The sequence below is a fragment of the Mesorhizobium monacense genome (genome assembly GCF_056781675.1).
Genome location: NZ_CM165567.1, coordinates 3650155 through 3668867, shown reverse-complemented (window position 1 = coordinate 3668867; position 18713 = coordinate 3650155). Strand labels below are relative to the sequence as shown.

Below are 18713 nucleotides of genomic sequence, written 5' to 3'. Positions count from 1 at the left end.
GGCTGGCGGCAGGCAACCTCGTCATCAGCCCCGTCCCAGGCCATTTCCACGCGACGGTGAGGGATAACGGCCGTAAGCCGCTGGCATTTGCCAACGAAACATGCTCGATCTTTCCTGCCGCCCATCTGGCAGTGCGTTGAGCCTAGGAGCCGGCCGTCTGGCCGCCGCATTTGCCAGTGACAACTGGCCTGGTTTGGGGGAACCGCCATGTTTGAAATGCTGATTGGCCTTGCCGCCATCATCGCCCTGTTCGTCATCATTTCGCGCCAGCAAAGCCGCATCGGCCTGATCGAACGCGAACTCGGCGCGCTGCGCAGCCTCGTGCTTTCGGGCGCCGTGCCGTCTCCCGCCAAGCCAGCCGAACAGGCGGCGACCGACGGCAAGCCCGCAGATGCTGCCCCGGCAGCTGCTGCGGTTGCCGATCTTGCGGCCTCACAGGCGAGCGACGCCGTTTCGGCAGAGGCACCGGCAGCCCCAGCCGAGGCTGCAAGCGGCGGGGTCGTGGCCGGACCGTGGGACAAGGACGAGGCGAAGCCGGAGGCGGCGGAGCCCGCCGAGCCGGCAACGGCGAAGGCCGCGCGCCAGTCCGACGTCGAGACGGCGCTCGGCACCCGCTGGGCGGTCTGGGTCGGCGGCATCGCGCTGGCGCTGGGCGGCCTGTTCCTGATCCGCTACACCATCGAGGCCGGTATTTTCGGCCCCGGCGTGCGGCTCACCATGGCCGCAATCCTCGGCCTGATACTGATCGCCGGCGGCGAGTTCATCCGCCGCACCGGCTTCAAAGTGCCGGTGCAGGGCGCTGCCGGCGCCTATATCCCGGCGATCCTGACGGCGGCCGGCGCCTTCATCCTGTTCGGCACCGTCTATGCAGCGCATGGCATTTACGGCTTCATCGGTCCAACGCTCGCCTTCACCATGCTCGGCGTCATCGGCGTGGCGACGATTGCCGCCGCTCTGGTCCACGGCCAGGCGCTGGCCGGCATCGGCCTGGTCGGCGCCATGGTGACGCCGGCGCTTGTCGCCTCTGAGGCGCCCAACCCCTGGGCGCTGTTCGGCTATCTTGCGATCGTGCTCGCCGCCACCGGCGTCATCGCTCGCATGCGCGACTGGACGTTGCTGATGGCGGCGGCCTTCGCCGGCACCGGCGTCTGGACCATCCTCTACATGACCGACGCGCCCGGCGTGAACCTCTCCACCATCCTGTTCATCAATGCCGTTACGCTTGCCGTGCTCGCCTTTGTTTGGCTCGGCGGCCGCGGCGAGGAAGGACCCGCAAGCCGGTTCGACTGGCCGTCCATCGCGCCGGCTTTCTTCATCGCCTTTTCGGCACTGGGCCTGTCCGTCGATCCGGCCTTCGCCGCCGCAGGCTATGCCTTGCCGGGCGCCGTTCTGCTCGCCGCCATGCTGGCCGTCGCACTCTATCGGCCACGAGCGCTGCCGCTTCTCCATGCCGCCGGTCTGGTGACGGTGATGATCTATCTCGGTATCATCCCGCCGACCACCATCGGCTCCGACTTTGTCGGCGGCAGTCTCGGCGTCGATGGCCAGCCGGCGGTGGTGTCCGACGCCCTGACGCGCAACATCGGCATCTGGCTTGGCCTGCTGTTCATCGGTGCCGGCTTCTGGGCCGCACGCAGATGGGCGGCAACCGCCTGGATACGATCCGCTTCATGGGCGGCATGGGGCGTCATCGCCCCGCTGGTCGTCCTGCTGGCGCTCTGGTTCACCTTCGGCAATCTCGATCGCGATCTTCTCTACACTGCGGTCGCTGCTCTTCTGGTCGTCGTCTTTGCCGTCGGCGGCGAGTGGATTGCGCGCGCCGAAGAGGCGCCGCTCGAGGGCGGTGCTTCCGTGTCCTTCGCGCTTGGCGGCGCGGCGGTCGCCGGCCTGCTGATGCTGCACATGGCTTTCGGCTCCGGCTGGACCACCGTCCTCATCGGCGCCGCCGCCATCGTGCCGGCACTGGCGACGCGCTGGCGGTCCTATCCGGTGCTCGGCTGGATCTCGGTCGCCGCGGTCATCGCCGTGCTCGGCCGCGTCGCCTACGATCCGACGATCGTCGGCGCCGGATTGCTGTCGACGACGCCGGTCTTCAACTGGCTGCTGCTTGGATATGGCGTGCCGGCGCTCGCCTTCGGTTTCGCCGCCTGGCAGCTCGCCCGCACCACCAATGGCCGGCCGCGCCTGGCCATGGAAGCGGCGGCGGCGCTGTTTGCACTGCTCACGATCGCCATGCTGGTGCGCCACGCCATGCATGGCGGCGTCATCGACACCGGTGTCATGACGCTGGCCGAACAGGCGATCTACACGCTGATCGCCATCGGCGCCGGCGCCATCCTGGTCGCCATCGATATGCGCTCGCCAAGCTCGGTGCTGCGCTATGGTTCGATGGCCGCCGGTGTGGCTTCGGTCGCCTTCATCGTTATCCGGCATTTCGTGGTGCTGAATCCGCTGTTCACCGACGAATCGACAGGCCAGATCCCGGTGCTCAACCTGTTGTTCCTCGCCTATCTCCTGCCGGCGGTCGCCGCCGGGGGACTGGCGCTCTACGCCAGGGACAAGCGGCCGAAATGGTATGCGCAGATGCTGGCCGTTGTGGCGGCGGCACTTGCCCTGGCCTACGCCACGCTGTCGGTCAGGCGGCTGTTCAAGGGCGAGTTCATCGGCCTGTGGAGCGGGCTCGGCCAGCTCGAGACCTACACCTACTCGGCCCTGTGGCTCGCCATCGGCGTGGTGCTGCTCACCGCCGGCGTCTGGCTGAAGTCGCAGGTGCTGCGCATTGCCTCGGCGGCGCTGATCGCGATTGCCGTGCTGAAGGTCTTCCTCTTCGACATGTCGGAGCTGGAAGGCGTGCTGAGAGCGCTCTCCTTCATCGGCCTCGGTGCCGTGCTGATCGGCATCGGCCTGTTCTACCAGCGGCTGCTGACGCGGGCTGCAAAGGACGCGGATAAAGACAAGCAGGAACAAGCAGATTCCAATCCCGTCCGGGAATAAACCGCTGGATACCAGCGTTATCTCATTGCTTGGGTGACTGGAGCGCCGACCGCTTCGCGCTGGCCGCTTGCGCCGCGCCGTGAAGGCGAGTTCAATTGCGATGAAATAAAATAGAGGCGACCTCGAAAAACAGCGGTCATGAACGAGAAGAAGGCAGCGATCCTTGGCGAAATACCGCGTCTGCGCCGCTACGCACGCTCGCTGCTGCGCGACCGCGATTCAGCCGACGATCTCGTCCAGGACTGCCTGGAGCGCGCGTTGGTCAGGCTCGACAACTGGCAGACGGGAGAGAGCCCCAGGAGGTGGCTGTTTACGATCATGCATCATTTGTTCATCGACCAGATGCGCAAGGTGAACCGCCGCGGCGAGGCGCAGATGCTGCCGCTCGAGGCCGGTGAGGCGCAGGCCGCCCCGGCCGAGCAGGTCGAAAGCATCGCCTCGCGCGAGATCATCGACGCATTGCAGGCGATCAGCCCCGACCGCCGCGCCGCCCTGGTGATGGTCGCCATCGAAGGGTTTTCCTATGCCGAGGCCGCCAACATCCTCGGCGTGCCGGCCGGCACTTTGATGTCGCGCATTGCACGCGGCCGCGAAGAGTTGCGCGGTCTGCTCGACGACAACGCACGCCGCCGCTCGATAAGGGTTGTCGAGAAATGACCCGGCGCGATTTCTCCGAACGCGATATCCACATGGCCCTCGACGGCGAATTGCCGGGCGAGGAGCGCATGGCCTACGACAGCTGGCTCGAGGCCAATCCCGAGATGAAGGCCAGAAGCGTCCGCTACATCGCCGACCGGGCGGCACTGCGTGCCGCCTTTGCCGGCGTGATGGACGAGCCGGTGCCGGCAAGGCTCAGGCAGGCCGTGCTCGGCGAAGCGACGGTGAAGGCGGCCGCCTGGCGGTCGCGCTGGTGGCTTTCGGCGGCCGCGGCCGTGGTGCTGGTGGCCGGCGGGCTCGCCGGTTATGTCGCCGGCATTGACGGTATCGGCAGGGGAGACGGCGCTGACGATCAGCTCGCCGAGCAGGCGATCGCCGCCCATGTCATTTATGCCGCCGAGCAGCGCCATGCGGTGGAGGTGCCGGGCAGCGACAAGGACCATCTGCAGACCTGGCTATCCAACCGCGTCGGCCTGAAATTGGTGGCGCCCGATCTGGCGGCCGAAGGCTTCCAGCTCGTCGGCGGCCGGCTGCTGCCCGCCGGCCATGGCAAGGCGGCAATGCTGCTCTACGAGGACGCCAAGGGCGAGCGCATCTCGCTGTTCGTCACCGCCGAATCGGCCGACAAGGCCAAGGGCACCTACATGGCGGAGCAGGGCGGCCCCGAGGCCGTCTACTGGCTGGACAAGGGCTATGGCTGCGCCGTCGTCGGCTCGCTGCCGCGCGAGCGGCTGGCCGCGGTGGCCAAGAGCGCCTATGGCCAGCTTCTGGCCGGCCTGGCGAGCTGAGTCGGCTGCTGTTTTCCGCAGCCGGCACCCTCTCGAAGCGGCGGTTCTTTTCAGCGCCTCCGTGTTGCTGGGCCACTATGCAACCTGTCACAATTCGGCCCTAATCGGGGTGCGAAAGCGCTTGATCAATACCGGCGCTTCGGCTGGTATGACCGATGTTTCGACCTGGGCCGTTTCCACAACCCAATCAAGGTTTTCTGAGCCCGCATGCCTGCCGAGATCCGCAAGGCCCGCGCGTCCGACGTCGATGACCTCGCCGCCATCGAGAAGGCTGTTTTCGCGAGCGATCGCATCTCGCGCCGTTCCTTCCGCCAGCTGATCGAGCGTGAGACGGCGGAAATGCTGGTCGCCGAAAGCGATGGCCGCATTGCCGGCTATGCGGTGGTGCTGTTTCGCAAGGGCAGCGGTGTCGCTCGGCTCTACTCCATCGCCATCGGCCCCTTTTTCGGCGGGATCGGCATTGGCCGCCAGTTGCTGGCGGCGGCGGAGGAGGCGGCCTTCGAGCACGACCGCATGTTGCTGCGCCTCGAGGTGCGCGAGGACAATTCCCGCGCCATCCGCATCTACGAGCAGGGCGGCTACCGCAAGATCGGCCGTGAGCCGGGATACTACGAGGACGGCGCCACCGCGCTGCGCTACGAGAAGACCTTGCGTGGCGAAATCCCGGTCGCCACCAGGGTGCCGTTCTACCAGCAGACCTGCGAGTTCACCTGCGGCCCGTGCTGCCTGATGATGGCGATGGCCAATTTCGATGCGGCCTTCGTGCCCGACCCGGTCATGGAGATCCGCCTGTGGCGCGAAGCAACGACCGTCTTCATGATGTCGGGGCCAGGCGGCTGCGAACCGTTCGGCCTTGCCGTCTCTGGCTATGAAAGCGGGCTTGCGGCGGAGATCTACGTGTCCTTCTACGGCGCGCTGTTCCTGCAGTCGGTGCGCAGCGAGGACAAGCGCCGGGTGATGGAGCTGGCCCAGGTCGACTTTCGCCGCCGCGCGGAACAATACGGCGTCCCGGTGAATTACCGTCCATTCGCCCTTGACGATGTCCGCAATGCGATCGCCGAGGGAAAGCTGGTGCTGGTTCTGATCAGCGGCTTCCTGATGTTCGGCAAGAAGGTGCCGCACTGGGTGTTGGCCATCGGCGACGACGGTGACCATATCCTGATCCACGATCCCTGGGTCGAGGACGAACGGCAGGAGACCATTCTTGATGCGGCCAACATTCCCGTGCCTTACGGCATCTTCATGAACATGGCGCAGTTCGGCCGTGACGGACTGCGAGCCGCCATCACTCTGGGGAAGCGCGACACAAAATGACCTGGGTCATACTAACAGGCAGGCAGAACGACCTCGACCAGGTGGCGACGCCGCACAAGATCATCACCAATCGTGATTACCTCGCGCATCCGGCGCTGTTTCGCGGCCAGCGGCCGAAGGTGATCAACCTGTCGAACAATTACGGCTACCAGAGTCGCGGCTATTATGCCTCGTTGCTGGCCGGTTCGCGCGGCCACAAGGTCATCCCGACGGTCGAGACCATGATCGACCTGTCGGAGCGCAAGCTCTACGAGCACGCGCTGCCGGAGCTGGAACTGGCACTCAACAAATGCCGCAAGGATCTCGGCGGCGCGTTCCCGGCCAAGGTCGCTATCTTCTTCGGCATCGGCCCCTCCAGGGTCTGGGACCGTTTCGCCAAGCTCCTGTTCGACTGGTTCCGCGCGCCGGCGCTGGAGGTCCACATCAAGGACAGCGCCGAATGGGCCTCGATCCGTAAGATCGGCTTTCTTCCGCTGGCCAGGATGACCGAGGACGAGGAGACCTTCTTCCTGCGTTGCCTGGAGACCTACACCAACCGCGAGTGGCGCGACACCAAGGGCCGTACGCCGGCGCGCTACACGTTCGCGACGCTGGTCGATCCGCATGAGGAACTGCCGCCGTCGGAGATTTCCTCGCTGCGCTACTGGGCGAAGATCGCCGAAAAGATGGGCGTCGAAATCGAGCCGATCACCAGGAAGGACCTGGCCAAGCTCGCCAATTACGACGCGCTGTTCATCCGCGAGACCACCTCGATCTCCAACCATACGTACCGCTTCGCCCGCCGCGCGCAGCAGGAAGGCATGCCCGTCATCGACGATCCGCTGTCGATGATCCGCTGCACCAACAAGGTCTACCTCAACGAGCTGATGACCTACAACAAGGTGCCGGTGCCGCCGACGGTGATGATCGCCGGCACCTCGGATCTCGAAGTGGCGGCGCAGACGCTGGGCTTCCCGCTGGTGCTGAAGATCCCGGATTCCTCCTTCTCGCGCGGCGTCAAGAAATGCGAGAACCTGGAAGAGTTGAAACAGCTCGCCACCGAATGGCTGGAGGACTCCGATCTCCTGATCGCGCAGAAATTCATTCCGACCGAATATGACTGGCGCGTTGGCGTGCTTGGCGGCCAGCCTTTGTTTGCCGTGCATTACCTGATGGCCAAGAAGCACTGGCAGATCGTCAATCACAAGGCCAATGGCAAGCCCGACCAGGGCGGCATCAAGACCTTCACGCTGAAGGAGACGCCGCCGCATGTCGTCGAGACGGCGGTCAAGGCGGCGCGCTGCATCGGCGACGGCCTCTACGGCGTCGACCTCAAGGAGACCAAGGATGGCGTCTTCGTCATCGAGGTCAACGACAACCCCAATCTCGACCATGGCTGGGAGGATTCCGGCGAGAAGGACGAGGTCTGGGTGCGGCTGACGCAATGGTTCCTGGAACGGCTCGACCGGCCGGGGCGGTAACGTTCGACTCAGAGGGACTTAGAGGGATTGAGAGATGCAGTTCTTGGTGATCGTTTCGCGGCTGCGATCGGAAGGAGATTTACCGTCGCTTCCGCGATCGTGGCCGGCTGAAGCCGGACGAGCTTCTCGTGCACCACAGCTGGATCGCGGCGGATATGAGCCGCTGCTTCCTGCTGGTGGAGGCAGATGACGTCACCCTGCTGCAGCGCTGGGTCATCGAATGGGCGGATCTGGTGGAGTTCGAAATCGTTCCGGTGGCGACGAACAAGGACATGGTGGAGGGGTTGAGCGGGCACCTCTGACCGGTGCAAATCGTCGCCGGCTGTCGGGTCACCGGGGGATCAGCGCCGGCGAACCCACCGACCGTTGGCACTCGTCGGTCAGCCATGTCCTGAACGCCGCCACCACCTCGCGCCGGAGGCTTCGCTGCGGGATCGTCAGGCAATAGGTCTGGCTGAGCTCGAGCGCCCGCGCGACGGGCCTGACCAGCCGGCCGTCTTCGAGCGCCTCGGCGCAGTAGATGCCTTGCGCGAGGGCGACGCCGAGGCCGGAAATGGCGAGGTCGAGCGCCGCCCGCGACGAGTTCGCCGACAGGCCGCGCTGGCCCGCCCGGCTGGGGGCCATGCCGGCCACCTCGAACCAGCTGCGCCAGGACGGAAAGGACGCGCCGGTCGGTCCCCAATCCGTATGGATCAGCGGCAGGCCGGCGAGGGTGCTTTCTGATCTGCCGATCTCGCGCGCGATGCCAGGCGCGCAGACGGGATAGACGGCATCCCTGACGATCTCCTCGGTGACCTCGCCGCGATAGTGGGAACGTCCGTAGGACAGCCGGATGTCGATCAGGTCGTGGTCGAACGACACCGGATCGTCTTCGCCCCTGAGAGCAATGTCGACCGCGCCATGGCCGGTGACGAACTTCGCCAGCCGCGTCGACAGCCAGCCCATCGCCATCGAAGGCGGCACCGAGACGACCAGCCGCGAGCGTAGCTCAGCACCGCCCAATTCGCGCGACACGCTGCCGATCTCCTCGAAAGCCGTCGTCAGCCTGGGCAGCATCTCGCGCCCCGCATCGGTCAGCACGGCGCGGCGGTTTACCCGCAAAAACAGCTTGCGGCCCATCTGCTCCTCCACGGTGCGGATGAGCTGGCTGACGGCTGCCGCGGAAACCGAAAGCTCCTCGGCCGCCGCGGCAAAGCTGCCGCAGCGCGCCGCCGCCTCGAAAGCCTGCAATCCGCGCAAGGATGGAAGTGTGACCATGTTCACCAACAGATAAGTTAAGCTTATCTATCTGGCAGGAATCCTCGTTTTGCGAAAGCTATTTTGTCGATTAGGGTATCTTCGAACAGCAAGCATCGGAACGGAACACCAATGGACCATCGCGACGTGATCGCATCACTGACGCAGCAGCAGCGCGACCGGCTGACCGCCAAGTCGGATCGCCTCGGGCTGGTTCAGCTCGCCGCGCATTGGGGTGCGATCGTCGTCCTCGGCGCGCTGATCGCCGCGAAAGTGCCGTTCTGGCCGCTGCTGATGCTGCCGCAAGGCATATTGATAGTGTTCCTGTTCACGCTGCTGCACGAGACGATCCATCGCACCGCCTTCGAGACGCAGAGGATGAACGATCTGGTGGCGCGAGCCGCGAGCCTGGCGATCGCGCTGCCGGCGGACTGGTTCCGCTATTTCCACTTCGCGCACCATCGCTTTACCCAGGATCCCGAGAACGATCCCGAACTGGCTTTTCCCAAGCCGGAAACCTGGCGGCAGTACCTTGTCCACGTCTCCGGCATTCCGGTGTGGTGGGGGCATTTCAAGACGCTCTATACAAACGCCACCGGCCAGTGCAGCGGCAGCTACGTGCCGCCGAAGGGCCACCCCAAGGTGCGCGCCGAGGCGCGCGCCATGATCGCCTTCTATGCCGTCCTGCTCGTGCTGGCGCTATGGTTCAAGGTGACGGTGCTGCTCTACGTCTGGATCGTGCCGGCGCTGCTCGGACAACCGTTCCTGCGTCTCTATCTGCTGGCCGAACATGGCCGCTGCCCGCTGGTCGCCAACATGCTGGAGAACACCAGGACGACGCTCACCAACTGGTTTGTCCGCAAGCTCGCCTGGAACATGCCCTACCACGCCGAGCATCATGCCTATCCGGGCGTGCCCTTCCATCAGCTGCCGCAGTTTCACGCCCTGATCGGGCGCCACCTCAAGGAGGTCGAGAACGGCTATGTCAGCTTCCACGAAAAATACATCGAGACGCTGCGCTGACGGCGGCTTCACCCGGACTGGCGCAGCGCCGCTGCTGATCTCAGCAGCCGATTGATGTCCGCTGCCTTCGACGGCACGCCGATCAAATAGCCCTGCGCCTCGACGCAGCCTGCTTCGCGCAGCATGTCGAGCTGCGCTTCGGTTTCGACGCCTTCGGCGGTGACCGTGATGCCGAGCTGCGCGCCAAGCCCGATAACCGTGCGCACGATTGCCGCCGAGTTGCGATTGTCGATGTCGCGGATGAAGGAGCGGTCGATCTTGATCTTGTCCACTGGAAAGCGCCTGAGATAGCCGAGCGACGAATAGCCGGTGCCGAAATCGTCGAGCGCGATGCGGATGCCGAGGTCGCGCAGTTGGCTGAGCGTCTTCAGCACCGTTTCGCTCTCGTCCATCAGCACCGTTTCGGTGATTTCCAGCTCGAGCCGGTCGGCCGGCACGCCGGAAAAGGCCAATGCCGAAATCACGCTGCGGGCAAAGGTACCGCTCTTAAGCTGCACCGCCGAGACATTGACCGCAATGCGCATCGCATGCGGCCAGCCGGCGGCCTCAGCGCAGGCTTTTCTCATTGCCCAGTCACCGAGCTGCACGATCAATCCGGTTTCTTCGGCGGCCGGGATGAAATCGTCAGGCGATACCAGACCGCGCGCCGGCGAGCGCCAGCGCATCAGCGCTTCCGCGCCGACGATGTCGCCGGAGGCGATGTTCATGATCGGCTGGAAATCGAGCTCGAATTCGCGCCGCGGCAGCGCCGCCTCGAGGTCGGTTTCGAGCACCTGGCGCTCCCGCACCATAGCGTCCATGCCGGGTTCGAAGAAACGGTAGACGTTGCGGCCTTCGCTCTTGCCCCGGTAGAGCGCCATGTCGGCATTCTTCAGCAGCGTGTCGGCGTCCTTGCCGTCGTCCGGATAGAGTGCGATGCCCAGGCTGATGCCGATATGCATGTCGCGGCTCTTGTCGCGATAGGGCTTGCCGATGACCTCGACGATGCGCTTGGCCAGGCGTTCGGCGTCTGCTGCACCTTTGACGTTGAACTGGATGATGGCGAACTCGTCGCCACCGAAGCGGGCGACCACATCAGTCTCGTTGCGCAGGCAGCGCATCAGGCGCTCGGCCACGCATTTCAGCAGCCAATCGCCGGCCGGGTGCCCGAACGTGTCGTTGACCGCCTTGAAGCGATCGAGGTCGAGCGACAGGATCGCCAGCGGCGCGACCGTCGGCTCGCTCAAGGCCTGGTCGAGGCGCTCGCGGAACATCGAGCGGTTGGGCAGGTTGGTCAGCGTGTCGTGATGCGCAAGATGGGTCATGCGCTCTTCGGCGAGCTGGCGCTCGGTGACGTCGTCGAAGGTCGCCACCCAGCCGCCGCCACTCATCGGCCGGCGCGCGACCAGCAGGGTCCTGCCGTCGGCAAGGCTGCGGTGGGTTGAACGCGATTCGCCGGCCTGCAGGCAGGCCATGGTCTTCGAAATTTCCCCGTCGATATCGATCTCGGCATAGATGCCGAGACGCACCAACTGCACGAGCAACTCGCGGTGGCTCATGCCGAGCGGGAAGTCGGCCGGCGTGACGTGATAGAGATCGAGGAAACGCTGGTTGCGCACGATCAGCCTGGCGTCGGTGTCATACATCAACAGGCCTTGCGACATATTCGCGAGAGCGGCGTCGAACCGGCGGTGCTGTTCCTTCAGCTCCTGCCCGGCGCGCCGCTGCTCGGTGATGTCCTCGTAGATCGACACCCAACCGCCGGACGCCAGCGGCCGGTGCGAGATATTGATGATGCGTCCGTCCGACAGAACCTCCTCATAGGTCGAGGGCCTGGCCTGGTCGATGTAGGGTTTGCGGATGGCATAGAGCTCCTCGGCGCTGTGCGAGGCGACGCCTATGTCGACGCTGTGCTGGAGGATGTCGAAGAAGCGTATGCCGGGCCGCACGATCCCGGCGTCGAGGCAGAAGATGCCGAGATAGTTGCCGTTACAGATGATCATCCGCTCGTCGGCGTCGAACATGCACAGTCCGTGCGACATGTTCTCGACGGCCGCCGAGAAGCGCTCGTTCTGGTCGCGCAGTTGGTCTTCGATCCGCCGTGGCTGGCCGATGCTTCCGGCGCTCCGCCTGCGCGCGGGCGAACCAGCCTTGACGTGTGCGACGGGCATATAGGTGCCTGCGGACCGTGATCTGACGCTGTACTGTGGTAGTCGCCGGTTAATTTAGCGTTCGTTCACTCAGCCGAATGCACGGTAACCGTTGCCTGACGCTTCGCTTCGAGCGCCGAAAACCGCTTGAGGAATGCGGCCTGCGCCCAGGTCACAGAGCGCGGCGTGAAATCGAAGCGGTCGGCGTTGAAGCCGCGCGGGCGACCGAAGAACTCCGTCGCCTCGCGGGTGGAGAAGCCTGCAAGCAGCGTCGCCTCGTAGTAGGCGGCGATCTGGTCGGCGCGCTTGATCTCCTTGCGCAGGCCGGCACCAAGCTCGGCCGGCAGCGAAAAGCGCAGGTGGATGGCGCGTTGCAGCCTCAGCTCGCAGTCCTTGTAGGAGCCGCCCATCACAGATTTGAACGGTGAGATCATGTCGCCGATGACATATTCCGGTGCATCGTGCAGCAACGCCGCCAGCCGGGCGCCGGCCGAAGCTGCCGGCACCAGTTCGGAAAACAGCGCCTCGACCAGCAGCGAATGCTGGGCGACCGAAAAGGCATGCTCCCCGCTGGTCTGGCCGTTCCAGCGGGCGACGCGGGCAAGCCCGTGCGCGATGTCGGATATCTCGATGTCGAGTGGCGAGGGGTCGAGCAGGTCAAGCCGCCGTCCCGACAGCATACGCTGCCAGGCGCGTGGCGGCGCCCCGGCGCGGTCGGCCGCCATCAGGCCTCCTCCGCGCCGGCGGCATCCTGCGGAAAGCCGAACTTCGCCCAGGCCGGTATGGCGAGCGTCACCGCGACGTCGCCAGCCATGACCGACTGTCCAGCGTCGAGCGCCGTCTTGACCCGATCGATGCGAGCAATGGCGAGACCTGCAGCCCCTTGGGTCGAGCCGAGCGTTCCAACCGGCCGTTCGGAGACCGTCAGTTCCGTGCCGGGCGCGGGCAGGGGAGCTTGCGCCGAGGCGATCAGCACGCGCCGCCTGGCGGTGCCGCGATGCTGCATTCGCGAGACCACCTCCTGGCCGACATAGCAGCCTTTCTTGAAGCCGACGCCGCCGGTCTCGTCGAGCAGCACGTCATGTGGAAAGGCATCGCCGAGCGCATAGTCGCTGCCGCTTTCGGCAATGCCGTGGGCGATGCGCAGAGCCTGCCATGCGGCGGCATCGCCGCCCTCGGCCGCGCTGCCATATCTGCGCCTGACGGCAATGTCGCGGAAGCGCGTGTCGGAAACTTCGGTTGAATCAGAATGTGAAGCGATTGAATCACTTCCCCACGCGACGCTGACAAGCGCCTGATCGGCCTTGGCAATCCCAACCTTGGCGCGCAAGCGGTAGAGCATCAGCCGGCGTACGAAATCGTCGGCAACTTCGGCTCGGCAGTCGAGCCGCAGGGCATTCTCTCCGGCACGCGAGATCAGGAAATCGAACAGGATCTTGCCTTGCGGCGAAAGCAGCGCGCCCGGCTTGGCCTCGCCGGCAGCCAGCGCATCAAGGTCGGTGGTGAGGATGTTCTGCAAAAAATTCTCGGCGTCCGGGCCTGATACGGAAATGAGCGCGCGGTCTGTCAGCAGGGCAATGAGCATGGGGTGGACAAAAGCCTGATCTTGCAAAATGGTCGGCCTTTACGTAAGCCGCTGATACTCCCCCCGCAAGAGACCGGACCCGCATGGCCAGCACTTACGACCTCATCCTGACAGGCGGCACGGTGGTCAACCATGACGGCGAGGGTCTTCGCGATGTCGGCGTCAAGGACGGCCGTATCGCGGCAATCGGCGATCTCGCCCAGGCCTCGGCCGGTGAGACGATCGACTGCCGCGGCCTGCACATCCTGCCCGGCGTCGTCGACAGCCAGGTGCATTTCCGCGAGCCGGGGCTGGAGCACAAGGAAGATTTGGAGACGGGTTCGCGCGCGGCGGTGCTCGGCGGCGTCACGGCCGTGTTCGAGATGCCCAACACCAACCCGCTCACCACCAGCGAGGCAGCACTTGCCGACAAGGTGCGTCGCGCCTCAGGCCGCATGCATTGCGACTTTGCCTTCTGGGTCGGCGGCACCCGCGACAATGCCGGCGACGTGGGCGAGCTCGAACGGCTGCCGGGCGCGGCCGGAATAAAAGTGTTCATGGGCTCGTCCACTGGCGACCTTCTGGTCGAGGACGACGAGGGCGTTGCCGCGATCCTCAGCAACACGCGCCGCCGTGCGGCTTTCCATTCGGAGGACGAGTTCCGCCTGCGCGAGCGGCTGGGTGAGCGCATCGAAGGCGACCCGTCATCGCATCCCGTCTGGCGCGACGAGATCGCGGCACTGCACTGCACCGAGCGCCTGGTGCGCATCGCACGAAAGACCCGCGCCCGCATCCATGTGCTGCACATCTCGACCGCCGAGGAGATTTTGTTCCTCGAGCAGCACAAGGACGTCGCGACCTGCGAGGCGACGCCGCATCACCTGACGCTCGCCGCCGACGACTATGCGCGTCTGGGCACGCTGATCCAGATGAACCCGCCGGTGCGCGCCGCGCGCCACCGCGACGGCGTTTGGCATGGCATTCAGCAAGGCATCGTCGACGTGCTCGGCTCCGACCACGCCCCGCATACGCTGGCCGAGAAGGCAAAGCCCTATCCGGCCTCACCATCGGGCATGGCCGGCGTGCAGACGCTGGTGCCGATCATGCTCGACCACGTCAATGCCGGCCGCCTGACCCTGCAGCGCTTCGTCGATCTCTCCAGCCACGGTCCGCAACGCATCTTCGGCATGGCCAGGAAAGGCCGCATCGCCGCCGGCTACGATGCCGATTTCACCATTGTCGATTTGAAGCGACGCGAAACTATCACCAACGCCCAGGTGGGCTCCAAGGCCGGCTGGACGCCTTATGATGGCAAGCAAGTGACCGGCTGGCCGGTCGGCACCGTCGTGCGCGGCCGGCGCGTCATGTGGGAAGGCGAGATCGTCACGCCCAGCCAGGGCAAGGCGGTGGAGTTTTCCGAGGCGCTGCAGGGCTAGGCACCTACGGCGTCGGATTTTTTAAGCGCTCGGCACTATGTCGAGAGCGCTATGAACGCAGAAATCGCGCCCCGCGGGAAGGCATTCGCATCTGGCCGGATGCGGATATCGACAACGGCCCTATCCATCCGCGTCGATAGCTGGCGAAGCTCAATCCCCGGCGACGAAGAACATCCACTGCCCGGTCGGCGTGATGCCGACACGGTAGAAGATATAGGCGCCGAATTGTTTCATGCCGTCAAAGTCGCCGGCGGTGACGATCTTGAACAGCTCGACCCGCTGCTTGGCGTCGAGCTTGTCGAGCGGCAGCGCGAAGAAATACGGCCAGACGTAGAGTTCCTGCGGCGTGCCTGCATCGACATGGACGTAGCCGGCGCTAAGCACCTCTTCCATGATGGCCAGGATCTCCTGGCCTTCGCCGTCGCCGGACAACCCCTTGAGGAAAGCAATCGGGTCGCCGTCGATGTCGCCCAGCGACAATTGCGTCATCTGATCGCCGGTGCCGATCAACGGCCTGAGCTTCTCGATGTCACCGCTCCGGCAGGCCTCTACGATCAGGTCGTGCATGCGCCTGACCGGCTCGGGCAGCTTGGTGAGGTCGTAGACGACGTCCGGCGGCGGCGTCTCCGGGTCGGTGCGTGGGGTGGCCACGCCACCATCGTTCGCTGGTCCCTCAGGCTCGCTCTTTTCGGGCTCGTCGGCAGGCGTCGGGTCCTTGGCTGCGGGCGGGGTCGTGCCAAGCGGATCCTGCGCCGGCACGGCGCTTCCGGGCGGGGCCATGTCATTGTTGGCGGGTGGCGTGATGGGTGAGGGAAGCTCCTCGCGCTTGATCTCACTCAGCGCGTGAGCCGGGCTGGTCGTGAGACAGAGCGCCAGCGGAACCGCGGCGCAGAAAGCGGCGAGCCAGATTCTGTAAACCAGGCCACGCGGCTGGCCTGACGTCGAAAAATTCACCGCCTGCCTCTCCTTAGAGCAATTCCAGGAAAAGTGCATAGCGGTTTTCCGTCCGGAATTGCGTAAAAACAAATACCTAGAGCGGGTCGGCGATTCTATCAAAAGCTGAACCGCTCTAGTGCCCGGGCTTTCCGGGCCGTTCAAGCGCCCCGAGCCTGTCCGGATGTTCGGGCATGAGCCCAAACGGCGCGCCATCGTCAAAGAACCGTACGTCGTTTAAGGGACGCGCGGCGGCTAGTGTCGCAGCCGCTCCGGCTCGAAAGCGCCAGCGACCACCTTTTCACGCATGCGGTCGAGCAGGGCAAGGGCCGAGGTCTCGCCATTGGCGCGCAGCATCTCGCCGAACGCGGTTTCCAGCGCCGCCTCGGCAATGATCTCGGGCTCGATTCCGGCCGACAACCCTTCCGCCCAGGCCTCGCTGTGGCTTTCCACGGCGGTCAGGCGCTTTTCTTCCCTGACCAACGCGTCGATGTCGTTGACGGCATGTTCCATTGCGATGTCCACCCTTTTCAAGCGGCGATCCGTGGGTGCGGATCAGGCTTGGGCTGTCCCTTCATGCACAGGTCTCAGTAACTGTTTGTAAATACGACATTTTTTTGGTCGTGCTCTACAAAGTCCGTCGCGTTGCAAAAACCTGGCTTCGATCGTTTTCAAACTTAGCCGATTAGACCGGCGAGCGGCATCAAAACCTTCAGTTTGAGTTAATTCCACATCCGCGCGCTAACGTTTCGTTAATATAGTTGCAGAAGTGCAACATCAGAATTGCACCAAGACGTCGGTGACACAAGCAGGGAGCGGTGAAAAGCCTGTTGGTATCGAACGGGACAGCAACCCGGATGCCGGTCAGTTGCCGTAGCGCGAGGCGATGTCGCGCGTCAGCGTCTCGCCTTCCTTGGTATAGCGGCGGATGGCTTCTATCGCCGACGCCGTGCATTGCGTGTAGGTGCCGCCGAAGGAGCGGTAGCCGCGGTTGAAGCTGGCGATGAAGCGGGCGCGCCGCTCGGGATCGGGATTTTCCGAATCAAGCAGCTTTTCCATCTCGACCCGCCATTGGTTGCCCTTCTCGCCGCACAAATTGCGCAGGAAGTGCAGCGAACCCAGAACTTCCGCCAGCCGCATCAGCCCAGGCTCGAACGGCGCCTCGGTGGCTAAAGCCGGCCTCGCGGCGGTGCTGGCGGCGAGACATGCGGCGAGAAACAGCGAGGCACGGGTCATCAGGCTTTGTGGCCAAACAATTTGTCGCCCGCAAGACGATTCTCATGGCCAGGCCCCAGCACCCTTGTTGGCGCCGAGCAACTGTTCCGCCACAGCAAACACCGCATCGGCGAGCGGCATCGCCGCCATCTCGTCGAGCGTATAGAAAGCGGCGGTCTCGGCATCGTCGCTGGCCGTCGCCTCGCCGCCGGCATAGGTGGCGCCGAACACCGTCAGCAGATAGTCGACCGGGTGATTCTCGCCGCTGCCGTCGATGTGAATTTCGTGCAGCGGCCGGCAGCCCTCGGCCAGCAGCCCGGTCTCTTCGAACAATTCGCGGGCCGCCGCTTGCGCAAGCGTCTCGCCGGGCTCGACCTTGCCGCCCGGAAAGGCATAAACCCCTTGCGAGGGCGGCCTTGCCCGCTTGACCAGCAACACCGTGTCGCCACGCACGACGGCAACCGAGACTGCTGGAAGTGTCTTTCGTTTCTCGTCCATCGATCCCCGATCTGCAGCCCTTGTGGACCAGCAGGAAGCAAACAGCTTTAGCGGTTGCGCAACGCCGGTTCCATCGCCACTTTCGCGCTTGATCAATTCAACGGGCGTGCCAATGTGCGGACGCTTTGCCCTGACCGCGACGCCGGACCAGACCGCGGCTCTTCTCGGCCTGGCGGAACTGGAGGATTTTCCGGCGCGCTACAACATCGCGCCGACGCAGCCCGTCCTGATGACGCTTGCGGGTCCGCCGCGTGCACCGGGCTCGAACCTGCCGGACCGGCAGGCGATGCTGGTGCGCTGGGGGCTGATCCCGGCCTGGGTCAAGGATACCAGGGAGTTTCCGCTGCTGTTCAACGCTCGCTCGGAAGGGGCGGCGGAAAGGGCCTCGTTTAAAGCCGCCATGCGCCATCGCCGCGCTTTGGTGCCGGCTTCAGGCTTTTTCGAGTGGCGGCAAACTGCCGGCAAGAAGGGCCAGCCTTATTGGATCCGTCCGAAGCGTGGCGGGCTCGTCGCTTTCGCCGGGCTGGTCGAGACCTATGCCGAGCCGGGCGGCTCGGAGATGGATACCGGTGCCATCCTCACCATGCATGCCAATGCCGATATCGCCCATATCCACGACCGGATGCCGGTGGTGATCGCGCGTGAGGATTTCGACCGCTGGCTGGACTGCCGCACCCAGGAGCCACGCGACGTGGTAGACCTCCTGCGGCCCGCACCGCTTGATTTCTTCGAAGCGATCCCTGTTTCCGACCTCGTCAACAAGGTCGCCAACACCGGACCGGAGATTCAGGAGCGGGGCGTCGTCGAGCCGGAGCCCGAGAAGGTCAGGCGCCAGAAGCCCGGCGCGGACGAAAGTCAGATGACCCTATTTTGAAGCTGATTTGGCGGCGCGCTTCAACGCCTTCACCTGCCAGCGCTCGGCGCCGGCTGCATGCCTGTTCAGGCAGCCCGCGGCGAAACGATCTTCTGCGCCGGCTTCTTCTTCTTCGCAGTGTGGAGAAGGGCGGCGACGATAGCGGCCGGGCCGATCGCACGGTAGTGGCTGGCGAGCGCCGGTTGCTTGGGGCGGTTGGATTCCTGCTTGGTTCGGGGCATTGCTCTCTTCCCTGGTAACATTTCCGTGTCTGCGTTTGATGGCCGATTCCGACCAAATCGTGACGTCTGGTGACCTAGCCGGCGAATGTTTCATGACTGTGCCGACATGTTTAATAAAATGTTTCAGTGCCTCATTTCCCGTGATCCACCGACTCTTTTGGCTGATGTTGCGACTTGACGGCAACACCGGGCAAGGCGATAAAGCCGCGCATGAAAACGTTTTTCGCCATTTGTGGCATTTGCATTATTGGCTAGCCTCGCGCTGGTCCGGACGTTTTCGCCTCATCTTTCCCCAGATTGGACAAACGCCCCGGCCAGCAGGCTGGAATCCGGTTTGCGCCTCGGCGCAGGCCCATCCAGAAACTAACGGA

The 18713-nt window shown here is 64.7% G+C and carries 18 protein-coding genes; 9 read left to right on the top strand and 9 right to left on the bottom strand.

Annotated elements, in window-relative coordinates; genetic code table 11:
• The first annotated feature begins 207 nt into the window (after window positions 1-207).
• The 6 genes from AC1RUK_RS17990 (at window position 208) to AC1RUK_RS17965 (ending at window position 7515) form a co-directional block, all read left to right on the top strand.
• Window positions 208-2994 carry a DUF2339 domain-containing protein gene (locus tag AC1RUK_RS17990; RefSeq protein WP_481834543.1) on the top strand — a complete coding sequence of 929 codons (2787 nt, stop codon included), beginning with the start codon at window positions 208-210 and terminating at the stop codon, window positions 2992-2994.
• Between the two features lie 138 nt (window positions 2995-3132).
• Entirely contained in the window at window positions 3133-3651 is a 519-nt protein-coding gene (locus AC1RUK_RS17985; protein ID WP_436171752.1) for a sigma-70 family RNA polymerase sigma factor, read from the top strand.
• Window positions 3648-4439, top strand: a complete 792-nt coding sequence (locus tag AC1RUK_RS17980) for an anti-sigma factor family protein (RefSeq protein WP_481834544.1) — start codon at window positions 3648-3650, stop codon at window positions 4437-4439. The genes AC1RUK_RS17985 and AC1RUK_RS17980 overlap by 4 nt, the downstream gene beginning before the upstream one ends.
• Window positions 4440-4646: 207 nt before the next feature.
• Window positions 4647-5753: a peptidase C39 family protein gene (locus AC1RUK_RS17975; RefSeq protein ID WP_481834545.1), complete on the top strand. Its 1107-nt coding sequence runs from the start codon at window positions 4647-4649 to the stop codon at window positions 5751-5753.
• Window positions 5750-7213 (top strand): RimK family ATP-grasp domain-containing protein, encoded by a 1464-nt coding sequence (locus AC1RUK_RS17970; RefSeq protein WP_481834546.1) that lies wholly within the window; start codon window positions 5750-5752, stop codon window positions 7211-7213. The genes AC1RUK_RS17975 and AC1RUK_RS17970 overlap by 4 nt, the downstream gene beginning before the upstream one ends.
• A gap of 77 nt (window positions 7214-7290) precedes the next feature.
• Entirely contained in the window at window positions 7291-7515 is a 225-nt protein-coding gene (locus tag AC1RUK_RS17965; protein ID WP_481840314.1) for a DUF3303 domain-containing protein, read from the top strand.
• Between the two features lie 28 nt (window positions 7516-7543).
• Here the strand turns inward: AC1RUK_RS17965 and AC1RUK_RS17960 are convergent, their stop codons facing one another.
• Window positions 7544-8470 carry a LysR substrate-binding domain-containing protein gene (locus AC1RUK_RS17960; protein ID WP_481834547.1) on the bottom strand — a complete coding sequence of 309 codons (927 nt, stop codon included), beginning with the start codon at window positions 8468-8470 and terminating at the stop codon, window positions 7544-7546.
• 111 nt (window positions 8471-8581) lie between these two features.
• Here AC1RUK_RS17960 and AC1RUK_RS17955 point away from each other — a divergent pair, with 111 nt between their 5' ends.
• Window positions 8582-9472, top strand: coding sequence for a fatty acid desaturase family protein (locus tag AC1RUK_RS17955; protein WP_481834548.1), 891 nt, complete (start codon window positions 8582-8584; stop codon window positions 9470-9472).
• A gap of 8 nt (window positions 9473-9480) precedes the next feature.
• Here the strand turns inward: AC1RUK_RS17955 and AC1RUK_RS17950 are convergent, their stop codons facing one another.
• From AC1RUK_RS17950 to ygfZ, 3 genes are all read right to left on the bottom strand, one after another.
• Entirely contained in the window at window positions 9481-11622 is a 2142-nt protein-coding gene (locus tag AC1RUK_RS17950; RefSeq protein WP_481840076.1) for a putative bifunctional diguanylate cyclase/phosphodiesterase, read from the bottom strand.
• A gap of 65 nt (window positions 11623-11687) precedes the next feature.
• Window positions 11688-12326 carry an HD domain-containing protein gene (locus AC1RUK_RS17945; protein WP_436171760.1) on the bottom strand — a complete coding sequence of 213 codons (639 nt, stop codon included), beginning with the start codon at window positions 12324-12326 and terminating at the stop codon, window positions 11688-11690.
• Window positions 12326-13186, bottom strand: a complete 861-nt coding sequence (ygfZ, locus tag AC1RUK_RS17940) for a CAF17-like 4Fe-4S cluster assembly/insertion protein YgfZ (protein ID WP_436171761.1) — start codon at window positions 13184-13186, stop codon at window positions 12326-12328. The genes AC1RUK_RS17945 and ygfZ overlap by 1 nt, the downstream gene beginning before the upstream one ends.
• A gap of 83 nt (window positions 13187-13269) precedes the next feature.
• On the opposite strand from ygfZ, the gene AC1RUK_RS17935 reads away from it, so the two are divergent.
• Window positions 13270-14601 carry a dihydroorotase gene (locus AC1RUK_RS17935; RefSeq protein ID WP_481834550.1) on the top strand — a complete coding sequence of 444 codons (1332 nt, stop codon included), beginning with the start codon at window positions 13270-13272 and terminating at the stop codon, window positions 14599-14601.
• A 150-nt stretch (window positions 14602-14751) separates the two neighbouring features.
• On the opposite strand, the gene AC1RUK_RS17930 is transcribed toward AC1RUK_RS17935, so the two are convergent.
• From AC1RUK_RS17930 to AC1RUK_RS17915, 4 genes are all read right to left on the bottom strand, one after another.
• Window positions 14752-15555 carry a hypothetical protein gene (locus AC1RUK_RS17930; protein ID WP_481834551.1) on the bottom strand — a complete coding sequence of 268 codons (804 nt, stop codon included), beginning with the start codon at window positions 15553-15555 and terminating at the stop codon, window positions 14752-14754.
• Between the two features lie 234 nt (window positions 15556-15789).
• On the bottom strand, window positions 15790-16047 hold the full coding sequence (locus tag AC1RUK_RS17925; RefSeq protein ID WP_006202258.1) for a hypothetical protein: 258 nt from the start codon (window positions 16045-16047) through the stop codon (window positions 15790-15792).
• Between the two features lie 351 nt (window positions 16048-16398).
• The gene (locus AC1RUK_RS17920; protein WP_481834552.1) at window positions 16399-16770 is read right to left on the bottom strand and encodes a TIGR02301 family protein; all 372 of its coding nucleotides are present in this window, start codon (window positions 16768-16770) and stop codon (window positions 16399-16401) included.
• Window positions 16771-16812: 42 nt separating this feature from the next.
• Window positions 16813-17247: an NUDIX hydrolase gene (locus AC1RUK_RS17915; RefSeq protein ID WP_481834553.1), complete on the bottom strand. Its 435-nt coding sequence runs from the start codon at window positions 17245-17247 to the stop codon at window positions 16813-16815.
• A 112-nt stretch (window positions 17248-17359) separates the two neighbouring features.
• On the opposite strand from AC1RUK_RS17915, the gene AC1RUK_RS17910 reads away from it, so the two are divergent.
• Window positions 17360-18121 carry an SOS response-associated peptidase gene (locus AC1RUK_RS17910; RefSeq protein WP_481834554.1) on the top strand — a complete coding sequence of 254 codons (762 nt, stop codon included), beginning with the start codon at window positions 17360-17362 and terminating at the stop codon, window positions 18119-18121.
• 65 nt (window positions 18122-18186) lie between these two features.
• Here AC1RUK_RS17910 and AC1RUK_RS17905 read toward each other — a convergent pair whose 3' ends face one another.
• Window positions 18187-18342: a hypothetical protein gene (locus AC1RUK_RS17905; RefSeq protein ID WP_481834555.1), complete on the bottom strand. Its 156-nt coding sequence runs from the start codon at window positions 18340-18342 to the stop codon at window positions 18187-18189.
• Between the last annotated feature and the right edge of the window lie 371 nt (window positions 18343-18713).